The organism is Streptomyces sp. NPDC007896, assembly GCF_042959425.1.
Taxonomy (GTDB): Bacteria; Actinomycetota; Actinomycetes; order Streptomycetales; family Streptomycetaceae; genus Streptomyces.
This window is the reverse complement of the sequence record NZ_JBIBKX010000023.1, coordinates 135,581-155,128: the sequence shown is the minus strand read 5'-3', so window position 1 is coordinate 155,128 and position 19,548 is coordinate 135,581. Positions and strand designations below refer to the sequence as shown.

At 70.1% G+C, this 19,548-nt stretch carries 16 protein-coding genes and 2 pseudogenes; 5 read left to right on the top strand and 13 right to left on the bottom strand.

Going from position 1 to position 19,548, the window contains the following annotated elements; translation table 11 throughout:
* Positions 1-28: 28 nt before the first annotated feature.
* From ACFZDJ_RS47335 to ACFZDJ_RS47325, 3 genes and pseudogenes are all read right to left on the bottom strand, one after another.
* The gene (locus ACFZDJ_RS47335; protein ID WP_391068735.1) at positions 29-658 is read right to left on the bottom strand and encodes a DsbA family protein; all 630 of its coding nucleotides are present in this window, start codon (positions 656-658) and stop codon (positions 29-31) included.
* Between the two features lie 55 nt (positions 659-713).
* Positions 714-1,325 carry a TIGR03086 family metal-binding protein gene (locus ACFZDJ_RS47330; RefSeq protein WP_391068732.1) on the bottom strand — a complete coding sequence of 204 codons (612 nt, stop codon included), beginning with the start codon at positions 1,323-1,325 and terminating at the stop codon, positions 714-716.
* Between the two features lie 10 nt (positions 1,326-1,335).
* Positions 1,336-2,168: pseudogene (locus ACFZDJ_RS47325) on the bottom strand (ketopantoate reductase family protein).
* Between ACFZDJ_RS47325 and ACFZDJ_RS47320 the strand changes: the two are divergent.
* Together ACFZDJ_RS47320 and ACFZDJ_RS47315 are read left to right on the top strand one after the other, a co-directional pair.
* A complete protein-coding gene (locus ACFZDJ_RS47320; protein ID WP_391068729.1) occupies positions 2,112-2,858 on the top strand; it encodes an aldo/keto reductase in 747 nt (248 codons plus the stop codon). The pseudogene ACFZDJ_RS47325 and the gene ACFZDJ_RS47320 overlap by 57 nt on opposite strands.
* A gap of 34 nt (positions 2,859-2,892) precedes the next feature.
* A complete protein-coding gene (locus ACFZDJ_RS47315; protein WP_391068726.1) occupies positions 2,893-3,759 on the top strand; it encodes a transglutaminase domain-containing protein in 867 nt (288 codons plus the stop codon).
* Here the strand turns inward: ACFZDJ_RS47315 and ACFZDJ_RS47310 are convergent.
* Positions 3,740-4,117 carry a DUF4440 domain-containing protein gene (locus ACFZDJ_RS47310; RefSeq protein WP_168512232.1) on the bottom strand — a complete coding sequence of 126 codons (378 nt, stop codon included), beginning with the start codon at positions 4,115-4,117 and terminating at the stop codon, positions 3,740-3,742. The two genes, ACFZDJ_RS47315 and ACFZDJ_RS47310, sit on opposite strands and share 20 nt — an antisense overlap.
* Positions 4,110-4,658 (bottom strand): DUF1697 domain-containing protein, encoded by a 549-nt coding sequence (locus tag ACFZDJ_RS47305; RefSeq protein WP_391068724.1) that lies wholly within the window; start codon positions 4,656-4,658, stop codon positions 4,110-4,112. The genes ACFZDJ_RS47310 and ACFZDJ_RS47305 overlap by 8 nt, the downstream gene beginning before the upstream one ends.
* Positions 4,659-4,934: 276 nt before the next feature.
* On the opposite strand from ACFZDJ_RS47305, the gene ACFZDJ_RS47300 reads away from it, so the two are divergent.
* The gene (locus tag ACFZDJ_RS47300) at positions 4,935-7,202 is read left to right on the top strand and encodes an MMPL family transporter (protein WP_384909935.1); all 2,268 of its coding nucleotides are present in this window, start codon (positions 4,935-4,937) and stop codon (positions 7,200-7,202) included.
* A 67-nt stretch (positions 7,203-7,269) separates the two neighbouring features.
* Here ACFZDJ_RS47300 and mgt read toward each other — a convergent pair.
* From mgt to ACFZDJ_RS47280, 4 genes and pseudogenes are all read right to left on the bottom strand, one after another.
* A pseudogene (gene mgt, locus ACFZDJ_RS47295) lies at positions 7,270-8,536 on the bottom strand (macrolide-inactivating glycosyltransferase).
* Positions 8,537-8,603: 67 nt separating this feature from the next.
* The gene (locus tag ACFZDJ_RS47290; protein ID WP_391068720.1) at positions 8,604-9,923 is read right to left on the bottom strand and encodes an extracellular solute-binding protein; all 1,320 of its coding nucleotides are present in this window, start codon (positions 9,921-9,923) and stop codon (positions 8,604-8,606) included.
* Positions 9,924-9,952: 29 nt separating this feature from the next.
* Positions 9,953-10,786, bottom strand: coding sequence for an ABC transporter permease subunit (locus ACFZDJ_RS47285; protein WP_391068717.1), 834 nt, complete (start codon positions 10,784-10,786; stop codon positions 9,953-9,955).
* Entirely contained in the window at positions 10,783-11,718 is a 936-nt protein-coding gene (locus tag ACFZDJ_RS47280; protein WP_391068714.1) for an ABC transporter permease subunit, read from the bottom strand. The genes ACFZDJ_RS47285 and ACFZDJ_RS47280 overlap by 4 nt, the downstream gene beginning before the upstream one ends.
* Before the next feature lie 215 nt (positions 11,719-11,933).
* On the opposite strand from ACFZDJ_RS47280, the gene ACFZDJ_RS47275 reads away from it, so the two are divergent.
* On the top strand, positions 11,934-12,797 hold the full coding sequence (locus tag ACFZDJ_RS47275; RefSeq protein ID WP_391068711.1) for a phosphotransferase: 864 nt from the start codon (positions 11,934-11,936) through the stop codon (positions 12,795-12,797).
* A gap of 27 nt (positions 12,798-12,824) precedes the next feature.
* Here the strand turns inward: ACFZDJ_RS47275 and ACFZDJ_RS47270 are convergent, their stop codons facing one another.
* The 4 genes from ACFZDJ_RS47270 to ACFZDJ_RS47255 all read right to left on the bottom strand — a co-directional run bounded on the left by ACFZDJ_RS47270 (position 12,825) and on the right by ACFZDJ_RS47255 (position 17,261).
* A complete protein-coding gene (locus ACFZDJ_RS47270; protein WP_168512218.1) occupies positions 12,825-13,547 on the bottom strand; it encodes a 3'-5' exonuclease in 723 nt (240 codons plus the stop codon).
* 130 nt (positions 13,548-13,677) lie between these two features.
* The gene (locus ACFZDJ_RS47265) at positions 13,678-14,916 is read right to left on the bottom strand and encodes an SAV2148 family HEPN domain-containing protein (RefSeq protein WP_391068706.1); all 1,239 of its coding nucleotides are present in this window, start codon (positions 14,914-14,916) and stop codon (positions 13,678-13,680) included.
* A gap of 114 nt (positions 14,917-15,030) precedes the next feature.
* A complete protein-coding gene (locus ACFZDJ_RS47260) occupies positions 15,031-16,350 on the bottom strand; it encodes a copper amine oxidase (protein WP_391068704.1) in 1,320 nt (439 codons plus the stop codon).
* 95 nt (positions 16,351-16,445) lie between these two features.
* The gene (locus ACFZDJ_RS47255; RefSeq protein WP_391068701.1) at positions 16,446-17,261 is read right to left on the bottom strand and encodes a Tat pathway signal sequence domain protein; all 816 of its coding nucleotides are present in this window, start codon (positions 17,259-17,261) and stop codon (positions 16,446-16,448) included.
* 178 nt (positions 17,262-17,439) lie between these two features.
* On the opposite strand from ACFZDJ_RS47255, the gene glgX reads away from it, so the two are divergent.
* Entirely contained in the window at positions 17,440-19,548 is a 2,109-nt protein-coding gene (gene glgX / locus ACFZDJ_RS47250; protein WP_390938240.1) for a glycogen debranching protein GlgX, read from the top strand.

Below are 19,548 nucleotides of genomic sequence, written 5' to 3'. Positions count from 1 at the left end.
GAGCATCGTTCATATTCCAGACCGCTGTTCAGTCGAAGGACAGTCCTCCCGTCCTCGTCCGCTTGAGCTCGAAGAAGTCCGGGTGGGCGGCGAGGACACGGAAGCTGTCGAAGAGCTCCGCCGCGCGCTCGCCCCGCGGAACGGCCCGCAGGACGGGGCCGAACCACACCGTTCCGTCGACGTGGAGGGTGGGGGTCCCCACATAGCCGTCCGAGCCGGGCTCCCGGCCCGCCTCATGACTGCGGCGTACCGCCTCGTCGTACGCGCAGTCGTGGGCCGCGGCGGCCAACTCGGCCGGAAGCCCCAGTTCGGCGAGGGAGTCGGCGACCACGGCGTCGAAGTCCTCGACCCCCCGGTCGTGGATGCGGGTGCCGAAGGCGGTGTAGAGGTCGCGCAGCACCTTGTCGCCGTGTTGTTCGGCGGCGGCCACCGCGACCCGTACGGGACCGACGGACTTGTCGACCAACTCCTGGTACCAGTCGTGGAGTTCATTGCCCAGGTTGTGCAGGTGGAGGCTCATCACACGGAAGCGGAGGTCGAGCGGGCGGGCACGCTCGACCTCCAGCATCCAGCGTGAGGTGATCCAGGCGAAGGGGCAGGCCGGGTCGAAGTAGAAGTCGACGCGGGTGGGTGAGTCGTCCGTCCTCGGGTTCGTCATACCGTCGAGGCTAGCCAGTCAATGGCACAGCGACACGATCCAATTCTGCTCTGAATCACTGGTCCAATGCGGGGTGGGCCAGGTGCGGATTCCGGCCGCTGTGGGCGAGGGCGCGCTCGAAGACGGATGCGTCGTCGGACACCGGTACCGGGTCGGCGAAGCCGTCGTACTGACGGTAGAGCTCGGCGTGCGTGTCGACGACGTCCAGGACGAACCGGGCCGCGCCGTCCGAGATCCGGAACTCCTGGCCGGTGGCCGTCGCGACGTCCCAGCCGTGCACCGCCATCTCCTTGACGATCATCGAGGCGATGTCGGCGGCGGGCATCTTCGCCGTCCCGAGCTCGACCTCGCCCTCCCACACCTCGGGGTCGTCCCAGGCGGCCACGGCACGGTCGAGCTGCTCGGCGTACGCCCGCGCCCAGCCGGGATCCGCCGTGAAGTCACGGCCGGTCAGCTCCTCGGAGAGCTGCTTGCGCAGCGCACGGTGCTCCAGGCCGTGCGAGGTGTAGAGGACCCAGTGGTTCACCAAGGTGCGCAGGTCCCAGTCCGGGCAGTGCGTGGGACCGGGCGCAGCCAGCTGCGCCGGCGTGACACCGCCGGCCACGCGGGCGGCCTCGGCGGCGCATTCCACCATGTACGGGTGCACGTTCTTGTACGGATTGCTCATGCCCTCCACGCTAGGGACGCGGTGCGCGCTCCTCTTGAACAAACGCGACAGCCTCGTCGGCCAGGCGTACGAGCTCCGCGACCGACAAAGACCTCGCCGCCCTGCGCTCGCGCGCGAAGGTGTTCGCGAGCCGCTGGAGCAGTTCGTTGAGCGGGGTCGGTACGCCGTGCAGCCTGCCGAGAAGGGCGATCTCGCCGTTGAGGTAGTCGGCCTCGATGATGCCGGTGCCGCGGTCGAGGGACTGCCAGGAGGAGCCGCCGCCGCGTTCGGAGCCGTCGAAGGGGTCGAACCGGGTCTTGTTGTCGCGGGCCTTCTTCTGCTCCTCCTCGCCGGTGTACGCGATGCCGGCGGCGGTCAGCACCGCCTCGCCCTCCGCGCGCACCCGCGCGTAGAGCGCCAGGCCCTCCTCGCCGGTCAGCCAGACGCAGACGCCGTACACCCGCCGGAAGCGGCGCAGCGCGATCCGGGGGCTCTCCACCCCGTTCTGCGCGCAGACCAGCGGCAGCCTCCCCCAAGCTCTCGACTCCGCTCGACCAGGGGGTACCCCCATGGCGGCCGTGCCGCCGCCCTCCACGGGGGGGGCGGACCCCATGCCTCCAGGGCCGCCTCGCTGTCCCGCGTCTTCACCGCCAGAACCAGTACGTCGTCGGCGCGCAGCTCTCCGAGCGCCGCGGGCCCGTCGAACGTGGGCAGCCGGTGCGTACGCATGCCCTCCGAGGTCATGAGCCGCAGCCCGTGCGCGCGCAGCGCCTCGTAGTGCGCTCCCCGCGCGACCAGTGCCACCTCGTGGCCGGCCTCGGCCAGCCGGCCGCCGATGGCCCCGCCGACCGCTCCCGCTCCGATGACCGCGGGGTCACCCTCGTCGACACCGCCGACAACTACGGTCCCGCGATCGCCGAGGAGCTGGTCGCCGAGGCCCTGCACCCGTACACCGAGGGCCTGTTGATCGCGACCAAGGGCGGCGTCGTGCGCACCGGCGACCGTGCCTGGCACGTCGACGGGCGGCCCGAGCGGTTGCGGGCGATGTGCGAGGCGAGCCTGCGGCGGCTGCGGCTCGACACGATCGGCCTGTACCAGCTGCACCGGCTCGACCCGGCCGTACCGATGGCCGAACAGCTCGGCACGCTCGACGAGTTGCGCGCGGAGGGCAAGATCCGGCACATCGGGCTCGACACGGTCACCGCCGAACAGCTGGAAGAGGCACTGGAGTTGACCGACATCGCCTCGGTCCAGAACCGATTCAACCTGCTCGACCGCGACTCGCAGCCGCTGCTGAAACTGTGCGAGGCGCGCGGCATCGCCTTCCTGCCCTGGTTCCCGCTGGGCAACGGCTCCCTCACCGCCGACCCCGAGTGCGCCCGGATCGCCGCCGCGCACGGGGCGACACCGGGGCAGATCGCCCTGGCCTGGCTGCTGCACCGCTCCCCGGTGCTCTGCCCGACCCCGGGCACGGGATCCCTCGCCCATCTGGAGGAGAACCTCGACGCGAGCGCGGTGCGGCTCACCGCCGAGGACATGGCAGCGCTGGGTTGACCCTGCCCCTGGGGCAAGGACGAGGCTCCCGGGCATGGACCAGTACCTGAAGCAGACGCCGTACAGCGATCCGGGCGACGCCCTGGACATCGACGGACTGCCCCGTGATCCGGGTCAACTCGCCCGTGTCGTCAGAGATCTGATCATTCATCGGGGCGAGGGGTGGCGCTTCGACCACGCCATCCCCGAGAAGCGGCTGCACGAGGACGCGGAGTCGCGGTACGCGGCGCGGCTCCTGCGGATCCTGACAGAGCGCGGAGCCGCGCCGCTCACCGAACGGAGGGCGCCCGCGGAGCGGTTCGTGGGCACGTGCCGGGACTTCGCGCTGCTGCACTGCTCCCTCCTGCGGGCCACGGGGACGGCCGCCCGGCTCCGTTGCGGCTTCGCCCGGTACTTCGACGCGTACTACGCCGACCACTGGGTCACCGAGTACCGTCTGCCGGACGGCAGTTGGCGGCTGGCCGACCCCCAGGTCCACCACGAGTACGACATCGACTTCGACCCGATGGATGTGCCCCGCGACCAGTTCCTGGTGGCCGGGGACGCCTGGCGGGCGTGCCGTGAGGGAGGAGCCGACCCCGGGAGGTTCGGCGTGTTCGACCTCAACGGGATCGAGGGCCTGTCGTATCACGGCCTGTGGTTCGTCCGCGCCGACGTCCTGCGCGACCTGGCCGCCCTCAACGGTGTCGAGCTCCTGCCCTGGGACGCCTGGGGCCCTGAGATCCTCGACGACGCCGCGCTCGACGCGGACGAGCTCGCCCTGATCGACTCCGTCGCCGCGGCCGGCAGCGAGGACGAGGTGCGGCGCGTGTACCGGGACCCGAGGCTGACGGTCCCGGACGAGATCGTCTCGTACACCACCTACAAGGGCGTACGAAAGGTCACTCTGGGTCGGACCTGAACGGTGTGCCCTGGTGGAAGTACAGGCGCCAGCCGTCCTCCGTCCGCCGCCACAGCGAACTCCGGTGCACCCGGAGGCCATTGTCGTCCTCCGTGTCGAAGGTGAGGTGGACCAGGTCCGGGGCGAGCTGGACACCCTTCATCCGCGACGTGGTGATGGGCCGCGACCCCTGCTGCGCCAGCAAGGTCAGTTCGGTGAGGACCGAAGCGCGGTCCCACAGCCGCCCGGAGGAGCCGAACTCGTAGAAGTCGGGGTGGAGCAGCGCTCCCATCCGCTCCGGCGAGCGGCGGACCTCCGCGTCGAGCAGGCTCAGTTCGCCCACGATGGCGGCCTCCACGGCGGGGTTGTGCTCAGGCACCGGTCAGCTCCTCGAGTTTGACGACCGTGTTCCAGTTGCGGGTGGTGGCGGTGACGCCCTTGAGGAGCCGCGGCTTCGACAGGGCCTCGGCGAGCTTGGAGCGTCCCAGGCCGTCGGGGGCGTACAGATAGAGCGCCCGGTCGCCGAGGCGGAACTCCTCCGGCAGGAACACCGCCGGGTCGACCGAGGCGAAGCGCTCGGGGTCGACGGGGCCCGAGAAGTAGGTGACGTGCAACTGCTTGGCCTCCAGTTCGGCGGCCCGGAACGGGCACGCCTCCCGTACGGCCTTCAGATAGGCGTGGTCGCGGACCAGTACACCGACGCCGAAGCCGAAGTGCTTCTCCATGGCCTCGGCCAACTCGGCCGCCAGGGCGACCTCGTCCCCCCGGTCGGTGGAGAAGACGGCGTTGCCGCTCTGGAGATACGTCTGCACGTCGCCGTGGCCGAGTTCCTCGATCAGTGTGCGGAGCTCGGCCATCGGCACCTTCTTGTTGCCGCCCACGTTGATCCCGCGCAGCAGTGCCGCGTACGTCGTCGTCATCCGCACACCATAGGACGGCCGTCGGGCCCAGGCGGATCAACACCCGCACCCCGGTCCCGATCGGCGGCCGCACCCTGATCCGGATCCCCGAGAGGCCCGGATAGGTGTAAGGGGCCCCTGTCCTCCCCAGTGCGGAGGCGACGGGGTCCGCGGGGAGGAGCCGGGGGTCCCAGGGTTCACCGGGCAGCACGAGGAGACGTTCTTATCCGGCGCCTACCTTCATAAGCAGAGGTGACGGCAGGGGGCTGTCACCGTGCACAAGGGGGCTGGCCCGTCATGGGGAACGGAGACATACGGGTGCGGGGCATCGCCGCGCGGGCAGGCGGCTGGAGCGCCCGGCACCGATGGGCCGCCGTGGGAATCTGGGTGCTGTTCGTCGTCCTGGCGATGGGGCTCGGCTCGGCGGCGGGCCGCGTCGACGTCAAGGAGAGCGATCAGCTCAAGGGCGAGACGCACACCGCCGCGAAGATCATCGAGGACTCGGGGATCAAGGCCCCGGCCGGTGAGAGCGTCCTGATCCAGGGGAAGGACGCGAGCGTCAAGGCGACGGACGCCGACTTCCGCGCCGCCGTCACCGCCGTCGTCAAGGCCGTCGAGGGGACCGGCAAGGTCACGGACGTGACCTCCCCGTACGACACGAAGACGATCTCCAGGGACGGGCGCAGCGCGCTCGTGCAGTTCGACATGCGGGGCGACGCGGACACCGCGGGCGACCGCGTCGAGCCGGTGCTGAACGCCGTCAAGGGCGTCCAGAAGGACCACGCGGGGCTGCGGATCGAGGAGATCGGCGGCGCCAGCATGCAGAAGACCTTCGCCGACGCGTTCGGCGACGACTTCAAGAAGGCCGAGTACTCCGCGGTGCCGGTGGCCCTCGGCATTCTGCTGATCGCCTTCGGCGCCCTGGTGGCGGCGCTGCTCCCGGTGGCGCTCGCGCTCACCGCGATCATGGCGACGATGGGCCTGATGGGCATCGTCAGCCACCTCCAGCCGATGAGCGACACCGCCAACTCCGTGATGCTCCTGGTGGGTCTGGCCGTCGGCGTCGACTACTGCCTGTTCTATCTGCGACGTGAGCGCGAGGAGCGCGAGGCCGGCCGGGACGCCGGTGCCGCGCTGCGGATCGCCGCCGCCACCAGTGGCCGCGCCATCGTCGTCTCCGGTGTCACGGTGTGCGTGGCGATGGCCGGCATGCTCTTCACCGGGCTCGCCGAGTTCGAGGCGATGGGGCTCGCCTCGCTGATGGTCGTGGCGGTCGCCATGGTCGGCTCGGTCACCGTGCTGCCCGCGCTGCTCTCGCTGCTCGGCGAGCGGGTCGAGAAGGGCCGCCTGCCGTTCCTGCACCCGGACAAGCGGCGTGCCAGGGGCAAGCGTGTCCGGTCCGCCGAGGAGGGCAGCCGGTTCTGGAGCGCGGTGCTGCGGGTCGTGCTCGCCAAGCCCGCCGTCTCGCTGGTCGTCGCGGCCGGTGCGCTGCTGGCCATCGCCGCTCCCGCCCTCGGCATGAAGACGCAACAGCTGACGCTGGACAAGGAGTTCGGCAACTCGCTGCCGATCGTGGGGACGTACAACCGGGTCAACGACGCCTTCCCGGGCGGCTCCGAGCCGGCCGAGGTGGTCGTCAAGGCGCACGACATCAACGCCGCCGACGTGAAGTCCGCGCTCGCCGACTTCCGTACCCAGGCCATCAGTTCGGGCGCCTCGCGCGGCCCGGTCGACATCAAGGTGCACGCGGCGCAGAACGTCGCCTTCGTGTACGTGCCCCTCGTGGGCGGCTCCGACCAGGACAAGGCGGAGAAGAGCCTTCAGCTGCTGCGCGACAAGGTGCGGCCCGACACGCTCGGCAAGGTCGACGGCGTCCAGGCGCCGATCACCGGACAGGTCGCCGGATCGCACGACTTCAGCGACCAGTTGCTGGGCTCGGTGGCCCCGGTCTTCGCGTTCGTGGTCGTCTTCGCCTTCCTGCTGATGCTGCTCTCGTTCCGTTCGCTGACGATCGCGATCACCTCGATCGTGCTCAACCTCCTGTCGGTCGCGGCGGCCTACGGCATCCTGGTCGCCGTCTTCCAGCACGGCTGGGGCGCCTCGCTGGTCGGCGCGGAGGGCGTGGGCGCCATCATCACCTGGCTGCCGCTGTTCCTCTTCGTGATCCTCTTCGGGCTCTCGATGGACTACCACGTGTTCGTGGTCTCGCGGATCCGTGAGGCGCGGCTGCGGGGCCGGGACACCAAGGACGCGATCCGGCACGGGGTGGTCACGACGGCCGGTGTCGTCACCAGCGCCGCCGTCATCATGGTCGCCGTCTTCGCGATCTTCGGGACGCTGTCCATGCAGTCCATGAAGCAGATGGGTGTGGGCCTGGCGGCCGCGGTGCTCATCGACGCGACGATCATCCGAGGGGTGCTGCTGCCGGCCGTGATGGCGCTGCTCGGCGAGCGCAACTGGTATCTGCCGAAGTGGCTGAACCGGCTGCCGGACCTCACCCACGACGAGTCGCCGGAGGCCGCGTCCGGACCGCCGGCGGTCGAGGGCGAGAAGGTGGGCGTCTGATCTCCGCACGGTGAGGTCGTACGTGGCCGGGGCGCACATGCCTCGGCCACGTTGCCGTGCGTCGGGTCTACGCCTGGCGCAGGCGCAGTTCCGCCTCGATGAGGTCGGCCGCCCGCCCGGTGCCACCCTCTCCCGCCGAGCGTTCCTGGATCTCCCGTAGGCGACGCGCCACCTCTGGGTCCTCGACCAGGGCGAGGACCGCCTCCCGCAGGGTCTCGGCCGTGACCTCCGCCATCGGCAGGTGGCGGGCCACGCCCAGCGCCTGCAGCATGTCGGCGTTGCCGAACTGGTCGACTGCCTGCGGTACGGCGACCATCGGGGTGCCGGTGGCCAGCCCCTCCTGGCTGCCGCCCGCACCGGCGTGCGTGATGAACGCGTCGGCCTGGCGGAGGATCGCGAGCTGGGGCACCCACGGGTGGACCTCCACGTTGCCGGGCACCTCCTCCAGCTCCGCGGGGTCGACGAAGCTGCCGATCTGGAGCACGACGTGCCAGCCCGGCAGCCCGCCGAAGGCCTCGACGCACGTGCGGTAGAAGGCGGGCTGCTTGGTGAAGGTGGAGCCCAGCGACACGAGCAGCACCTTCTCGGCGTCCGCGGGCCGCCGCCAGTCCGCCTGCGCGGCGCGGTCGCCCTGACAGGCGCCGACGAAGGTGTACCGCTTCTCGTCGACGCGATCGGCGTTCGGCTGGAGCGTCTTGGGGATGAGGACGAGGCACCGGTCGGGGCGGCCCATGAAGTCCTCGACGCTCAGGTCCATGCCGTTCTCCGCGATCCAGCGCGCGAAGGTGTCGTAGAACGCCTTGCCGCGCGGGGTCCGCTTGAGCGGCTCGAACAGCGGCTTGCCGACCTCCTCGTCATACCCCTCCCAGGCGACGAGGTTCGGGGAGAGCTGCACGATCGGGACGCCCCAGCGGTGGGCGAGCACCCGGGCCGGGTACGCGGTGATGTCGTACAGGACGAGGTCCGGTTCGTCACCCTCGTAGGCCGCCGCGAGCTGCGGCTCGGCCTGCAGCGCGTCGGTCAGGAACGGTTCGATGTTGTCGATCAGCTCGGTCCCCCATGCCTCCGGGTCGTCGTCCGTGGGCAGGGTCGAGTGCCAGGGCCTCGGCTCGGCCCCCGTCTCGGCGACCTTCTCGGCGAAGGCGGGCGGAACCGCGTACGTCACGCGGTGACCGCGCGCCACGAGCTCGCGGATCACCTCGATGCTCGGGTTCACGTGCCCATGGGCGGCGATGGAGAACATGGCGATGTGGGCGGGGCGGATGGTCATGCGAACGACCTTAGGCGAGACGAGACGTCTCGTTCAACTTGTTTCCGTTCGCGACGGCGGCCACCGCCGCCTCGGTACCGGCCCTGACCACTCACCTCTGACCCCGACCAGTCACCTCTGACCCTGAGCACTCACCTCTGATAGCGGGCCAGCACCAGGTTCCCGTCCTTCACCAGCCGCTTTCTGAGCTCGGCGAGCCCGATCGCCCCGCTGTAGTACTCCTGGAACGCGGGGGTCGCCACCTTGTCCTTCCACTCGGGATAGCCGCGCACGGACTGGGCGGGGGCCGGGCGAAGGTGGGCGGCGAGGGCGGCGCCGGTCGCCCAGCCGTCCTTGGTGGTGTGCAGGGCGGGGTCCTTGAGCGCCTCGGTCGCCGTGGGCAGCATCCAGTCGCCGAGGGCGAGGCGGACCATGTTCCGCGGCCGGAGCAGGAAGTCGATGAACGCGGCGGCCTCCTTCTTGTGCGGGCTGTCGGCGGCGATGGACAGGGTCTGCGGGCTGACGCCCTGGGTGAGCCCGTCCGCGCCGGCCGGGGCGGGCAGCACCTGCCAGTCGAAGCCCTTCGGCGCCTGCTGCGCGATCTGCTGGCGGTAGGAGAACCCGAGCGGCACCATCGCGTACTTCCCGCCGAAGAAGCCGGGCAGTGTGTCGGAGCCGCCCATGCCGAGCGTGGCGCCGGCGGCGCTCCGGTCCGTGTTCACCTCGTCGTGCACGGTCCTCGGGACCACCGCGTCGGCCGCGTCGAAGCGGACGGTCACCTTGCCGTCGGCGCCCCGCTGGAACAGCTGTCCGCCGTTGGAGAGGGAGAGGTTGAGCGTCGCCGAGACGGGTTCCTTCAGCGGCCAGGCGACGCCGTACCTGCCCTTGCCGCTCAGCCGCTTCGCGATCGCCCGGAACTCGTCCCAGGTCCAGGGCCGTTCGGGCGTGGGAATGCGGACGCCGGACGCCTTCAGCCATCCGGCGTTGGCGATCAGGACGCGTGGCTCCTGGAGGAAGGGCACGCCATAGACCCCGTCGCCGAAAGTCGCGGTGTCCCACGTGTGCAGCGGGATCTCGGACTTGAGCCGCGCGGGCAGCAGGGTGCGCAGATCGGCGAGATAGCCGCCGTAGGCGAAGTCCGCGAGGTCGTCCGAGGCGTCGTGGATGATGTCCGGCGCCTCACCGCCCTCGAAGGAGGTGAGCAGCTGGTCGTGGACACTGTCCCAACTGCCCTGGACGTACTCGACCTTGACGCCCGGATGAGTGGTGTTCCACTCCTTCACCAGCGCCTTGTTCGCGGCGACGGACTCCTGCTGCCAGGCCAGGGACTGGAAGCGCAGGGTGATCCGGCCGTCCCGCGATCCGCTGCCGCCGCCGGAGCAGCCCACGCCCAGCAGGAGCAGCAGCCCCATGACCAGCGCGACGCATCCTCTCGCGCGCACCGGCTTCCCGCGCACGAGCCTCCCGTCCATCGGTTTCCCGCGCATCGGCTTCCCGCGCATCAGCTCTTCACCGCCCCGGCGAGCACGCCGCCCGTGATCCGTTTCTGGATGATCGCGAAGACGACCAGGGACGGCAGGGTCGCGAGGGTCGCCGCCGCGGCGAGCGGGCCGAGGTCCGCGACCCCCTCCGCCCCGATGAAGTGGGTGAGGACGACCGGGAGGGTCTGTTTCTCCGGGGTCTTGAGCAGCACGAGCGCGAAGAAGAACTCGTTCCACGCGCTGATGAACGCGAACAGCGCCGTCGCCACGATGCCGGGCGCGAGCAGCGGAGCGGTGACGGAGACGAGCGTGCGCACCCTTCCCGCCCCGTCGACCGCCGCCGCCTCCTCCAGCTCGGCGGGCACCGCCCGTACGTACCCCACCAGCATCCACAGCGCGAACGGCAGCGCCCACACCACGTACACCGTGATCAGCCCGGTCAGTGAGTCGATCAGCCTCAGGTTCTTCAGGACCAGGAACAGCGGGATGATCACGAGCACGAAGGGAAACGCCTGGCTGACCACGACCCATCCCGTGGCGGCCTTCGCGAGCAGGGTGCGGTGGCGCGCCATGACGTAGGCCATGGGGGTCGCGATCACTACGGCGACGACCGCCGCGCCGAGGGCCGCGAGCAGGGAGTTGAGCGCTGCGTGCAGCAGTGGCTGCTCGTCGAAGGCCTGGCGGAAGTTGGCGAGGGTGGGGCTCCGGGGGATCCAGGTGGGGTGGAGACTCGCCAGCTCGCGGGCCGGCTTGAACGCGGTGGAGATCAGCCACAGGAAGGGGAAGGCCAGGAAGACGAGATAGGCGAGCAGGGCGAGGTACTGGCCCGCGCGGGCCCCTTTGCGGGTCTTCACCCGTCCTCGTCTCCCTTCAGCCGGCCTGCCAGCCGGATCGCGAGCAACACCGAGATCACCGCGACCATCACGCACCCCATGGCCGCCGCGTAGCCGAACTGCCCGTAGCGGAAGGCCTCTTCATAGGCGAAGAGCATGGGGAGCCGGGTCCGGCCGCCGGGTCCGCCGTTGGTCAGCACATAGACCAGGGCGAAGGAATTGAAGTTCCAAATAAAGTTCAGCGCCGTGATGGCGAGGGCGACCGGTCTCAGGGCGGGCCAGGTGACGGTCAGGAAGCGGCGCCAGGCGCCCGCGCCGTCCATCGCGGCCGCCTCGTGGAGCTCGCGCGGGGTGTTCTGCAGTCCTGCCAGCAGTGTGACCGTGGTCTGCGGCATGCCCGCCCAGACGCCGACGACGATCACCGCGGGCAGGGCGGTGCCGAGACCGCTCAGCCAGTCGTGGCCGTCGCCGAGGCCGAGGTCGCGCAGGGTCTCGTTGAGGATGCCCGCGTCGGGGTTGTAGACGAGCCGCCACATGATGCCGACGACGACCTCGGGCATGGCCCAGGGAATGATCGCGAGGGCGCGGGCGAGCGGACGGAAGCGGAGGTCCTGGTCGAGAAGAAGAGCGAGGCCCAGGGCGAGGAGGAACTGCGGCACGGTCACCCCGACCGCCCACAGCAGTCCGATCCGGAACGAGTCCCAGAACAGGGTGTCGTGCAGCAGGTCCTGGAAGTTGAGCGCCCCGATCCACCGTGTGGGCGCGGTCCGGCCCGACTGCGCGTCGGTGAACGCCAGCCCGATCCCGTAGAGCAGCGGTCCGACGCTGAGCACCAGGATCGGGATCAGCGCGGGCAGCACCAGGAACCAGGCCCCGTGGTCGACGGGGCGCCGTCTCCCGCCCGCATCGGGCGTGCGCGTCGTCGGCCGCCTGGTCGCACTCGCCAATGTCATGGAATCGGCTCCTTCGCGCGACTCATGGCGGTCTGGCCACCCCGGCGGCCCCCGTCATGGTCCTGAGGGAGATGGAGGTCGTCAAGACACCTCGCACGCGGTCCGACCTGTGCGAATGCGACACTGGCCGACGGATGGCGGGAACGTGACGCCTTACCCGTAGGTCGTACACGAGGGTCGTACACGGGCTGTGCGCGAGGACACGGAGGCGAAGGATGGACGAGGCACGGGCGCGGGACGTACTGGCCGCGGCGGAGGTACTGCCCGGGCAGGCGCGGGACGCGACGCTCCTCGCCCTGGGCGAGAACGCGGTGTTGGCCGCCGGTGACCTGGTGGTCAAGGTGGGACGCGATGCCGAGCTCCTCGACCGTGCCCGGCGGGAACTGGACATCGCGGCCTGGCTCGCCGAGGCGGGCGTCCCCGCGGTGCGGGCGGCCGAGACAGAGGCTCGGCTGGTGGACGGTCACCCGGTGACGGTGTGGCACCGGCTGCCCGATCCCGTACGCCCCGCCGAGCCACGGGATTTGGCCGAACTGCTACGGGTGGTGCATGCGCTTCCCTCCCCCTCCTTCCCTCTTCCGCCCCGCGAGCTGCTGGGCGGGGTGGAGCGCTGGCTGCGGCTCGCGGGCGAGGCGATCGACCCGGCGGACGCGGCGTACCTGCGGGCGCGGCGCGACGGCTTCGCGGACGCCGCGGCCGCGCTCACCCCGCACCTGGCGCCGGGCCCGATCCACGGCGACGCGCTGCCCCGCAATGTGCACGTGGGTCCCGACGGCCCGGTCCTGATCGACCTGGAGACCTTCTCCGCCGATCTGCGCGAGCACGACCTGGTGGTCATGGCGCTCTCCCGCGACCGCTACGGGCTGCCCGCCGAGGCGTACGACTCCTTCACCGAGGTCTACGGCTGGGATGTGCGCGCGTGGGAGGGCTGCTCCGTGCTCCGGGGCGCCCGCGAGACCGCGAGCTGCGCCTGGGTCGCCCAGCACGCGCCGAGCAACCCGAAGGCCCTGGCCGAGTTCGAGCGACGGGTGGCGTCGCTGCGGGACGGGGACGAGACCGTGCGCTGGTACCCCTTCTGACCCGAGGGCCTGTCCGCCCGAGAGGCCCTAGACCTGCTGGTCCGCCAGGTCCCTCATCGGCCATGTCCCGTCGACCACCGCGTCCGTCTCTCCCTTGCGGCGCAGGAAGCTCTGGAAGTCGGCCGCCCACTCGGCGTACCACTCGATCTGGCGGCGGTGCAGCTCCGCCGGGCCGAGGGCCGCGACCTTCGGGTGGCGGTCGGCTATCGCACGGGCGAGCCGAGCCGCGGCGAGGGCGTCGGCCGAGGCGTCATGGGCGGAGTCCAGCGACACGCCGTACTCCGTGCAGACCGCTTCGAGGTTGCGCTTGCCGCGGCGGTAGCGGTCGACGGAGCGGTCGATCGCGTACGGGTCGACGACCGGTGCGGGGTCCGTCCCGCCGAGCCGCTCGCGCAGCGACGGCAGCCCGTACCTGCGCAGTTCTGCGGAGAGCAGGGTCAGGTCGAAGGCCGCGTTGTACGCCACGACCGGGACGCCGCTCTTCCAGTACCCCGTGAGGACGCCGGCGATCGCGTCGGCGACCTGGTCGGCGGGGCTGCCCTCCGCGGCCGCCCGCTCGTTGGAAATCCCGTGCACCGCCACCGCGTCCGCCGGAATCTCCACGCCCGGATCGGCCAGCCACTCACGGCGCCCTATCGGCTCTCCGTCCTTGACCTCGATCACGGCACCCGTGACGATGCGCGCCTCGCGCGGATCGGTCCCGGTCGTCTCCAGGTCGAAGCCGATCAGCAGCTCCCGGTGCCAGCCCATGGGCGGCCCCCCTTCTTCGTGGTGCTTTCCCCCAGTGGTCTCCACGATCGCACGAGCCACTGACAGTCCGAGGACCGCGTTCCGCTTCCCGCGCCGGACACCACGTCACGGCCCCGTTCGGGGCGACACTTCAGGACACCGGCCGCGAATCCGCCCAAGCCACCTCGAACTCCTCGCGATATATGGAGAAAAGACCCTCTTCATCGCTCTCGTCCGGTTTGACCACCCGGCCGCCGCCTCGCAGCACCAGCACCGGTGCCTCCATACCGCGGGCGCGGCGCAGATACGACTGCACGATCGCGATGCCGTCGGAGCCGTCCCCGTCGACGAGGTACGCCGTGAAGCGCGGCGTCTCGTCGTACACCTGGATCTCGAACGCGCCGGGGTCGCGCAGTCGGGCCCGCACCCGCCGCATGTGCAGAATGTTCATCTCCACGGCCCGGCTCAACTCGCCCCGTTTGAGGCCGAGTTCACGCTCGCGCCGCTTGACGGCGCTGGACGCCGGGTTCAGGAAGAGCAGCCGCACCCGGCAGCCCGACTCGGCGAGGCGTACGAGCCGCCGCCCGGAGAAGTTCTGCACCAGCAGGTTCAGACCGATACCGATGGCGTCGAGGCGGCGGGCGCCGCCGAAGAGGTCCTCGGCGGGGAACTGGCGCAGCAGCCGCACCCGGTCGGAGTGCACGCCGACCACGTCCGCGTAGCGGTCGCCGACCAGGTCCTCGACGGCGTCGACGGGCAGCCGGCGCGCGGAGGGCACCTCGCTGCCGGCGCCGAGGATCTCCAGGAGCTTCGCCGCGGCGCGCTCGGCCTGCCCGAGGACCGCCTCGGACAGGGCCCGGTTGCGGGAGACCACGTTCCGGGTGACTTCCAGTTCGTCCAGCGCGAGTTCGACGTCCCGGCGCTCGTCGAAGTAGGGCTCGAAGCACGGCCAGTGCTGCACCATGAGCTCGCGCAGCTGCGGCAGGGTGAGGAAGCTGAGCACGTTGTCGTCGGCCGGGTCGAGCAAGTAGCCCTTGCGGCGGCTGACTTCGCGTACGGCGACCGCGCGCTGCACCCACTCCTGCCCGGCGGGTCCGGCGGCGGCGACCACCCATTCGTCGCCGTGGACGGGTTCGTAGATGGGACGCAGAACAGCGGCCACGACCGCGCGCAGCCGCTGTTCGACCAGGTTCAGCCAGATATAGGCACGGCCGGCTCGCTGGGCGCGCGTACGCACCTCACGCCAGGCGTCGGCGCCCCAGTCCAGTTCCGGTCCAATGGATCCCATCTCCATCGGCCGCGCCAGGGACACCGCGCCGGGTGGGACATCTGTGGAGTTCCCCTCGTGACCCTCGTCACCAGGAGGCAACTCCAGCCCTCCCGAGCCCACCCGCGCACCGCCTTCCGCTCCCCCGAGCTCTTCCGTGGGGTCAGCCCCACTCAACGATCAAGGAAGGGTACTCCGGGAGCGGCGGGCGGTGCAGCCCGATGGACAGGTCGTTTCTCAACTACCGTTTTCCACATGCCCGTTCTGGTCGGCGAGCTCCGGCGGAGTGAGCGGATTCATAGCGGTGACGTCACGCGGAGCCAGGGAGAACCCCTGCCAGTGGACCGGCATGGGCTGCTGGTCCTCGTCACGCGCTATGTGGTGGAAGCCCACGTTGACCCACACGATGGGGTGGGTGAGCGTCTGTCCGTTGACGTACTTGTCGACGGACGTGCCCGCTCCGGCACCGCAGTTGAGCAGGTTGTTGGTGGCGAACTGCTCGCACTTCTTGTACTCGGTGAAGTACACGTCGTGCTTGGTGAAGGGGCGGCCGAGGTACTTGGTGGTGGCGCCCGGAACGATCTCGTAACTGCGGGCGTGGTCGTCCTTGTTCTTGCCGGTGTCGCTGACGACGCGCCACCAGCGCATGTTCTCGGCGTCGCCGGCGAGTTCCTTGGTGATCTTGGTGCGGGTGGTCTTGTTGGTCGGGCCCTCGTTGCCGTTGCGGGGCGGGCTGACCACGGAGTCGTACTGCTCGACCTTGTTCTTGGAGGAGCCGTCGAGGCCGAAGTCCAGCCGCCAGAAGACGTTGTGGCTGTGGCTGGTGGCGTAGGCCTTGGCGCCCTTGCCGATGGGCCAGCCGCGGCCGTCGCCCGCGTCGTAGTCGCCGGGCGAGAGGCTGCCGGTGGCGCCGATGTTCATGTTGATGGTGCCGTCGTCCTGGAAGCGCCACTCGGTGATGTACTCGTACCAGCCGACCTTGTTGACGGTGTAGATCAGCAGGTCCTTGCCCTGGGTCTGGTAGACCTTGTTGCCCGTGTCGGCCTCCATGCGGTAGGCGTGGCCGCGCGAACGGGTGGTGGTGCACAGGCCGTTGACGTTCGGGTGCTGCGGGTCCCAGGCGTTGGGGATCTTCACGGTCTTGATGGTGCCGCCGGGACACTCGCCGGGCGCCATCTGCATCAGGCCCTGGCCGAAGCCGGCGCCCGTGAGGTCGTCGTACTCGGCCTTCCCGTCGTCATAGGGGACGTGGATCTGGCCGAGCTTGGCACTGGTGAGGACCTTGATCGGCTGGGCCTCGCCCTTGGGCTGGTACGAGATGTCCTCCAGGACGAGCCCGGCCTCGCTCTCGTAGTGCCAGCACATGCGCCAGGTGGTGCCGGTGGAGAGCTTCTGCTCGATCTTGTACGCCGTGCTGCAGCCGGGGGCCGCCGCGGGCGCGGCCTTGGGCTGGGCGACGGCCGGACCCGCGGCCGTCGTCGCGCCGACGGCGAGTGCGGCCACCGAGAGGCCGACCGCCGTACGGCTGCGGGCACGGCTGATTCTGTTCACGCGCATGACGAAGAGACTCCTTGCGAAAGCATGCGGAAGAAGGAGGTGCGTTGGGAAGTGAACGGAGGCGGCTCAGCCGCCCGGAGCGCGTCGGCCGCGGCTCAGCCGAGCTTGCCGACCTTGCGGGCACTCAGGTCGATCACCAGTTGACGGGCATCGATCCAGGACCCGTTCTTGACCTTCGGGAACAGCCTCACGCAGCGGTGCTCGCCGCACTTCGCGAGGAGCGCGGGCTGGGCGCCCGAGGTCGCCCGGTAGACCATGCTGTTCAGCGTCAGCTGGTCGGGCGAGGTGAGTTCCTTGCCGGTGGCGTCCTTGTAGTCGGCTCGCAGGCCCGCGCCGAGCGGGTCCGCGATCAGCAGTTTCGCGGCTTCGACCATCTCGTCGCGGCTGATGGGCGGCTGGACACCGTGCTGGGTGTCCGTCCGCTCGACCTTCCCGCTGTCGAGGTTGACCGTCTTGGTGACGAGCGAGTCGTCCTTGTAGTCGTAGAACGTGACATCCGCGCGGCGCGGCGCGTTCGGGTCGTCGAGTTCGTTCTCCTCCGGATCGGCGAGGTCGACCCCGATACGCTGAGGGCCGCGCTGCCCCTCGACGTTCTCGCCGGAGGTCAGCAACTGCCGGTTCAGCGCGATCTGTTCGACCCGCTTGGTCTCGTCGTCGGTCAGCGGATCACGGCCGGTGCCCTTGTCGCCCTCGGCCCGGGCCCGCTCGACGACACCGGGCTCGACGGCCGCCTGTCCCTGGTCCTGTCCCCCCTGCTGCGCGGCCTGGTTGCCGCCGCGCAGACCCCCCGAGCTCTCATCGGCCCCCGCCGAGCCCGGAAGGGTGACCCCGACCATCACGGCCGTCCCGGCCACCGCGATGGCCGCACCCGCCACCACCTTTCCCAGATGGCGGTGCACTATCTTGCGCACATTTCCCCCTACTCCCTCTGTTTCTCCAGGAGTGATCTGAGCCCCACTGGTTCGGCATACGACGTATGCCTGGTCAGCGGGTAAGAGGGACATAAGTCATATGAGGTTCCCTCACTTTCGGGGAGACTCGACTCCGAGTTGCCCCCAGGGGCGCGGCACTACTGGAAGAGTCGTATCCATGCAGGTCTGGCCTGGAGAGGCGTATCCACTCGGTGCCACGTACGACGGCGCCGGTACCAATTTCGCGGTCTTCTCGGAGGCCGCCGACCGCATCGAGCTGTGTCTGCTGCAGGACGACGGCTCGGAGACGGCGGTGGAACTGCGCGAGAGCGACGCGTTCGTACGGCACGCGTATCTGCCGGGGATCATGCCCGGGCAGCGGTACGGGTTCCGGGTGCACGGGCGGTACGCGCCCGAGCGCGGACAGCGCGTCAACTCCGCGAAACTGCTGCTCGATCCGTACGCGCGTGCGATCAGCGGCTCGGTCAAGTGGGGCGAGGAGGTGTACAGCTATCCGTTCGGGGCGCCCGACAAGCGCAACGACCTGGACTCGGCGCCGCACACCATGACCTCGGTCGTGGTCAACCCGTACTTCGACTGGGGCGACGACCGGCGCCCGCGCACCGAGTACCACCACACGGTGATCTACGAGGCCCATGTGAAGGGCCTGACGATGCGGCATCCGGCGCTGCCCGAGGAACTGCGCGGCACCTACGCGGCGCTCGCCCACCCGGCGATCATCGAACACCTGACGGAGCTGGGTGTCACGACCCTGGAGCTGATGCCCGTACACCAGTTCGTGAACGACCACCGGCTGGTGGAGATGGGCCTCGACAACTACTGGGGCTACAACACGATCGGCTTCTTCGCCCCGCACAACACCTACGCGTCCTGGGGCGACCGAGGCCAGCAGGTCCTGGAGTTCAAGTCGGCGGTCCGGGCGCTGCACGAGGCCGGGATCGAGGTCATCCTGGACGTGGTCTACAACCACACCGCCGAGGGCAACCATCTGGGCCCGACGCTGTCCTTCAGGGGCCTCGACAACGCCTCGTACTACCGCCTCGCGGACGACCCCCGCTACTACATGGACACCACGGGGACCGGCAACTCGCTCCTCATGCGCTCCCCGCACGTGCTCCAGCTGATCATGGACTCGCTGCGCTACTGGGTCACCGAGATGCACGTCGACGGCTTCCGCTTCGACCTCGCGGCCACGCTGGCCCGCCAGTTCCACGAGGTGGACCGGCTGTCGTCGTTCTTCGACCTGGTGCAGCAGGATCCGGTCGTCTCCCAGGTGAAGCTGATCGCCGAGCCCTGGGACGTCGGCGAGGGCGGCTACCAGGTGGGCAACTTCCCACCGCTGTGGACCGAGTGGAACGGCAAGTACCGCGACACCGTAAGGGACCTGTGGCGCGGCGAGCCGCGCACGCTGGCGGAGTTCGCCTCCCGTCTGACCGGCTCCTCCGACCTCTACCAGGACGACGGCCGGCGTCCGCTCGCCTCCATCAACTTCGTCACCTGCCACGACGGGTTCACGCTGAACGACCTCGTCTCCTACAACAACAAGCACAACCAGGCCAACGGCGAGGACAACCGCGACGGCGAGAGCCACAACCGGTCCTGGAACTGCGGCGCCGAGGGCGACACCGACGACGAGGCCGTACTCGCGCTGCGGGCCCGTCAGAGGCGCAACTTCATCGCGACGCTGATGCTCTCCCAGGGCGTGCCGATGCTCAGCCACGGCGACGAGTTCGCGCGCACCCAGAACGGCAACAACAACGCCTACTGCCAGGACAGCGAGCTGGCCTGGGTGCCGTGGCCCGAGGACGGCGGCGAGCTGCTGGACTTCACGCGCGCGATGGTGTGGCTGCGCCGCGACCACCCGGTCTTCCGGCGGCGCCGGTTCTTCCACGGCCGTCCCGTCCAGGGCACCCACGACGAGCTGTCCGACATCGCCTGGTTCACCCCGGCGGGCACCGAGATGACCCAGCGCGACTGGGGGTCCACGCAGGCGCAGGCGCTGTCGGTCTTCCTCAACGGCAACGCGATCTCCGAACCCGGTCCGCGCGGTGAGCACATCGCCGACGACTCCTTCCTGCTGATGTTCAACGCCTCGCCCAAGCCCCTGGAGTTCGTGGTTCCGGTCAACCACGGGCGTCAGTGGCAGGTGGTCGTCGACACGGCCCTCCCGGACGGGGTGGCGGCGGGCACGGGTGCGAAGGTCCAGGCCGGTGACCGGCTGACCCTGCTCGACCGGAGCCTGACCGTGCTGCAACGGCCCGCGTAG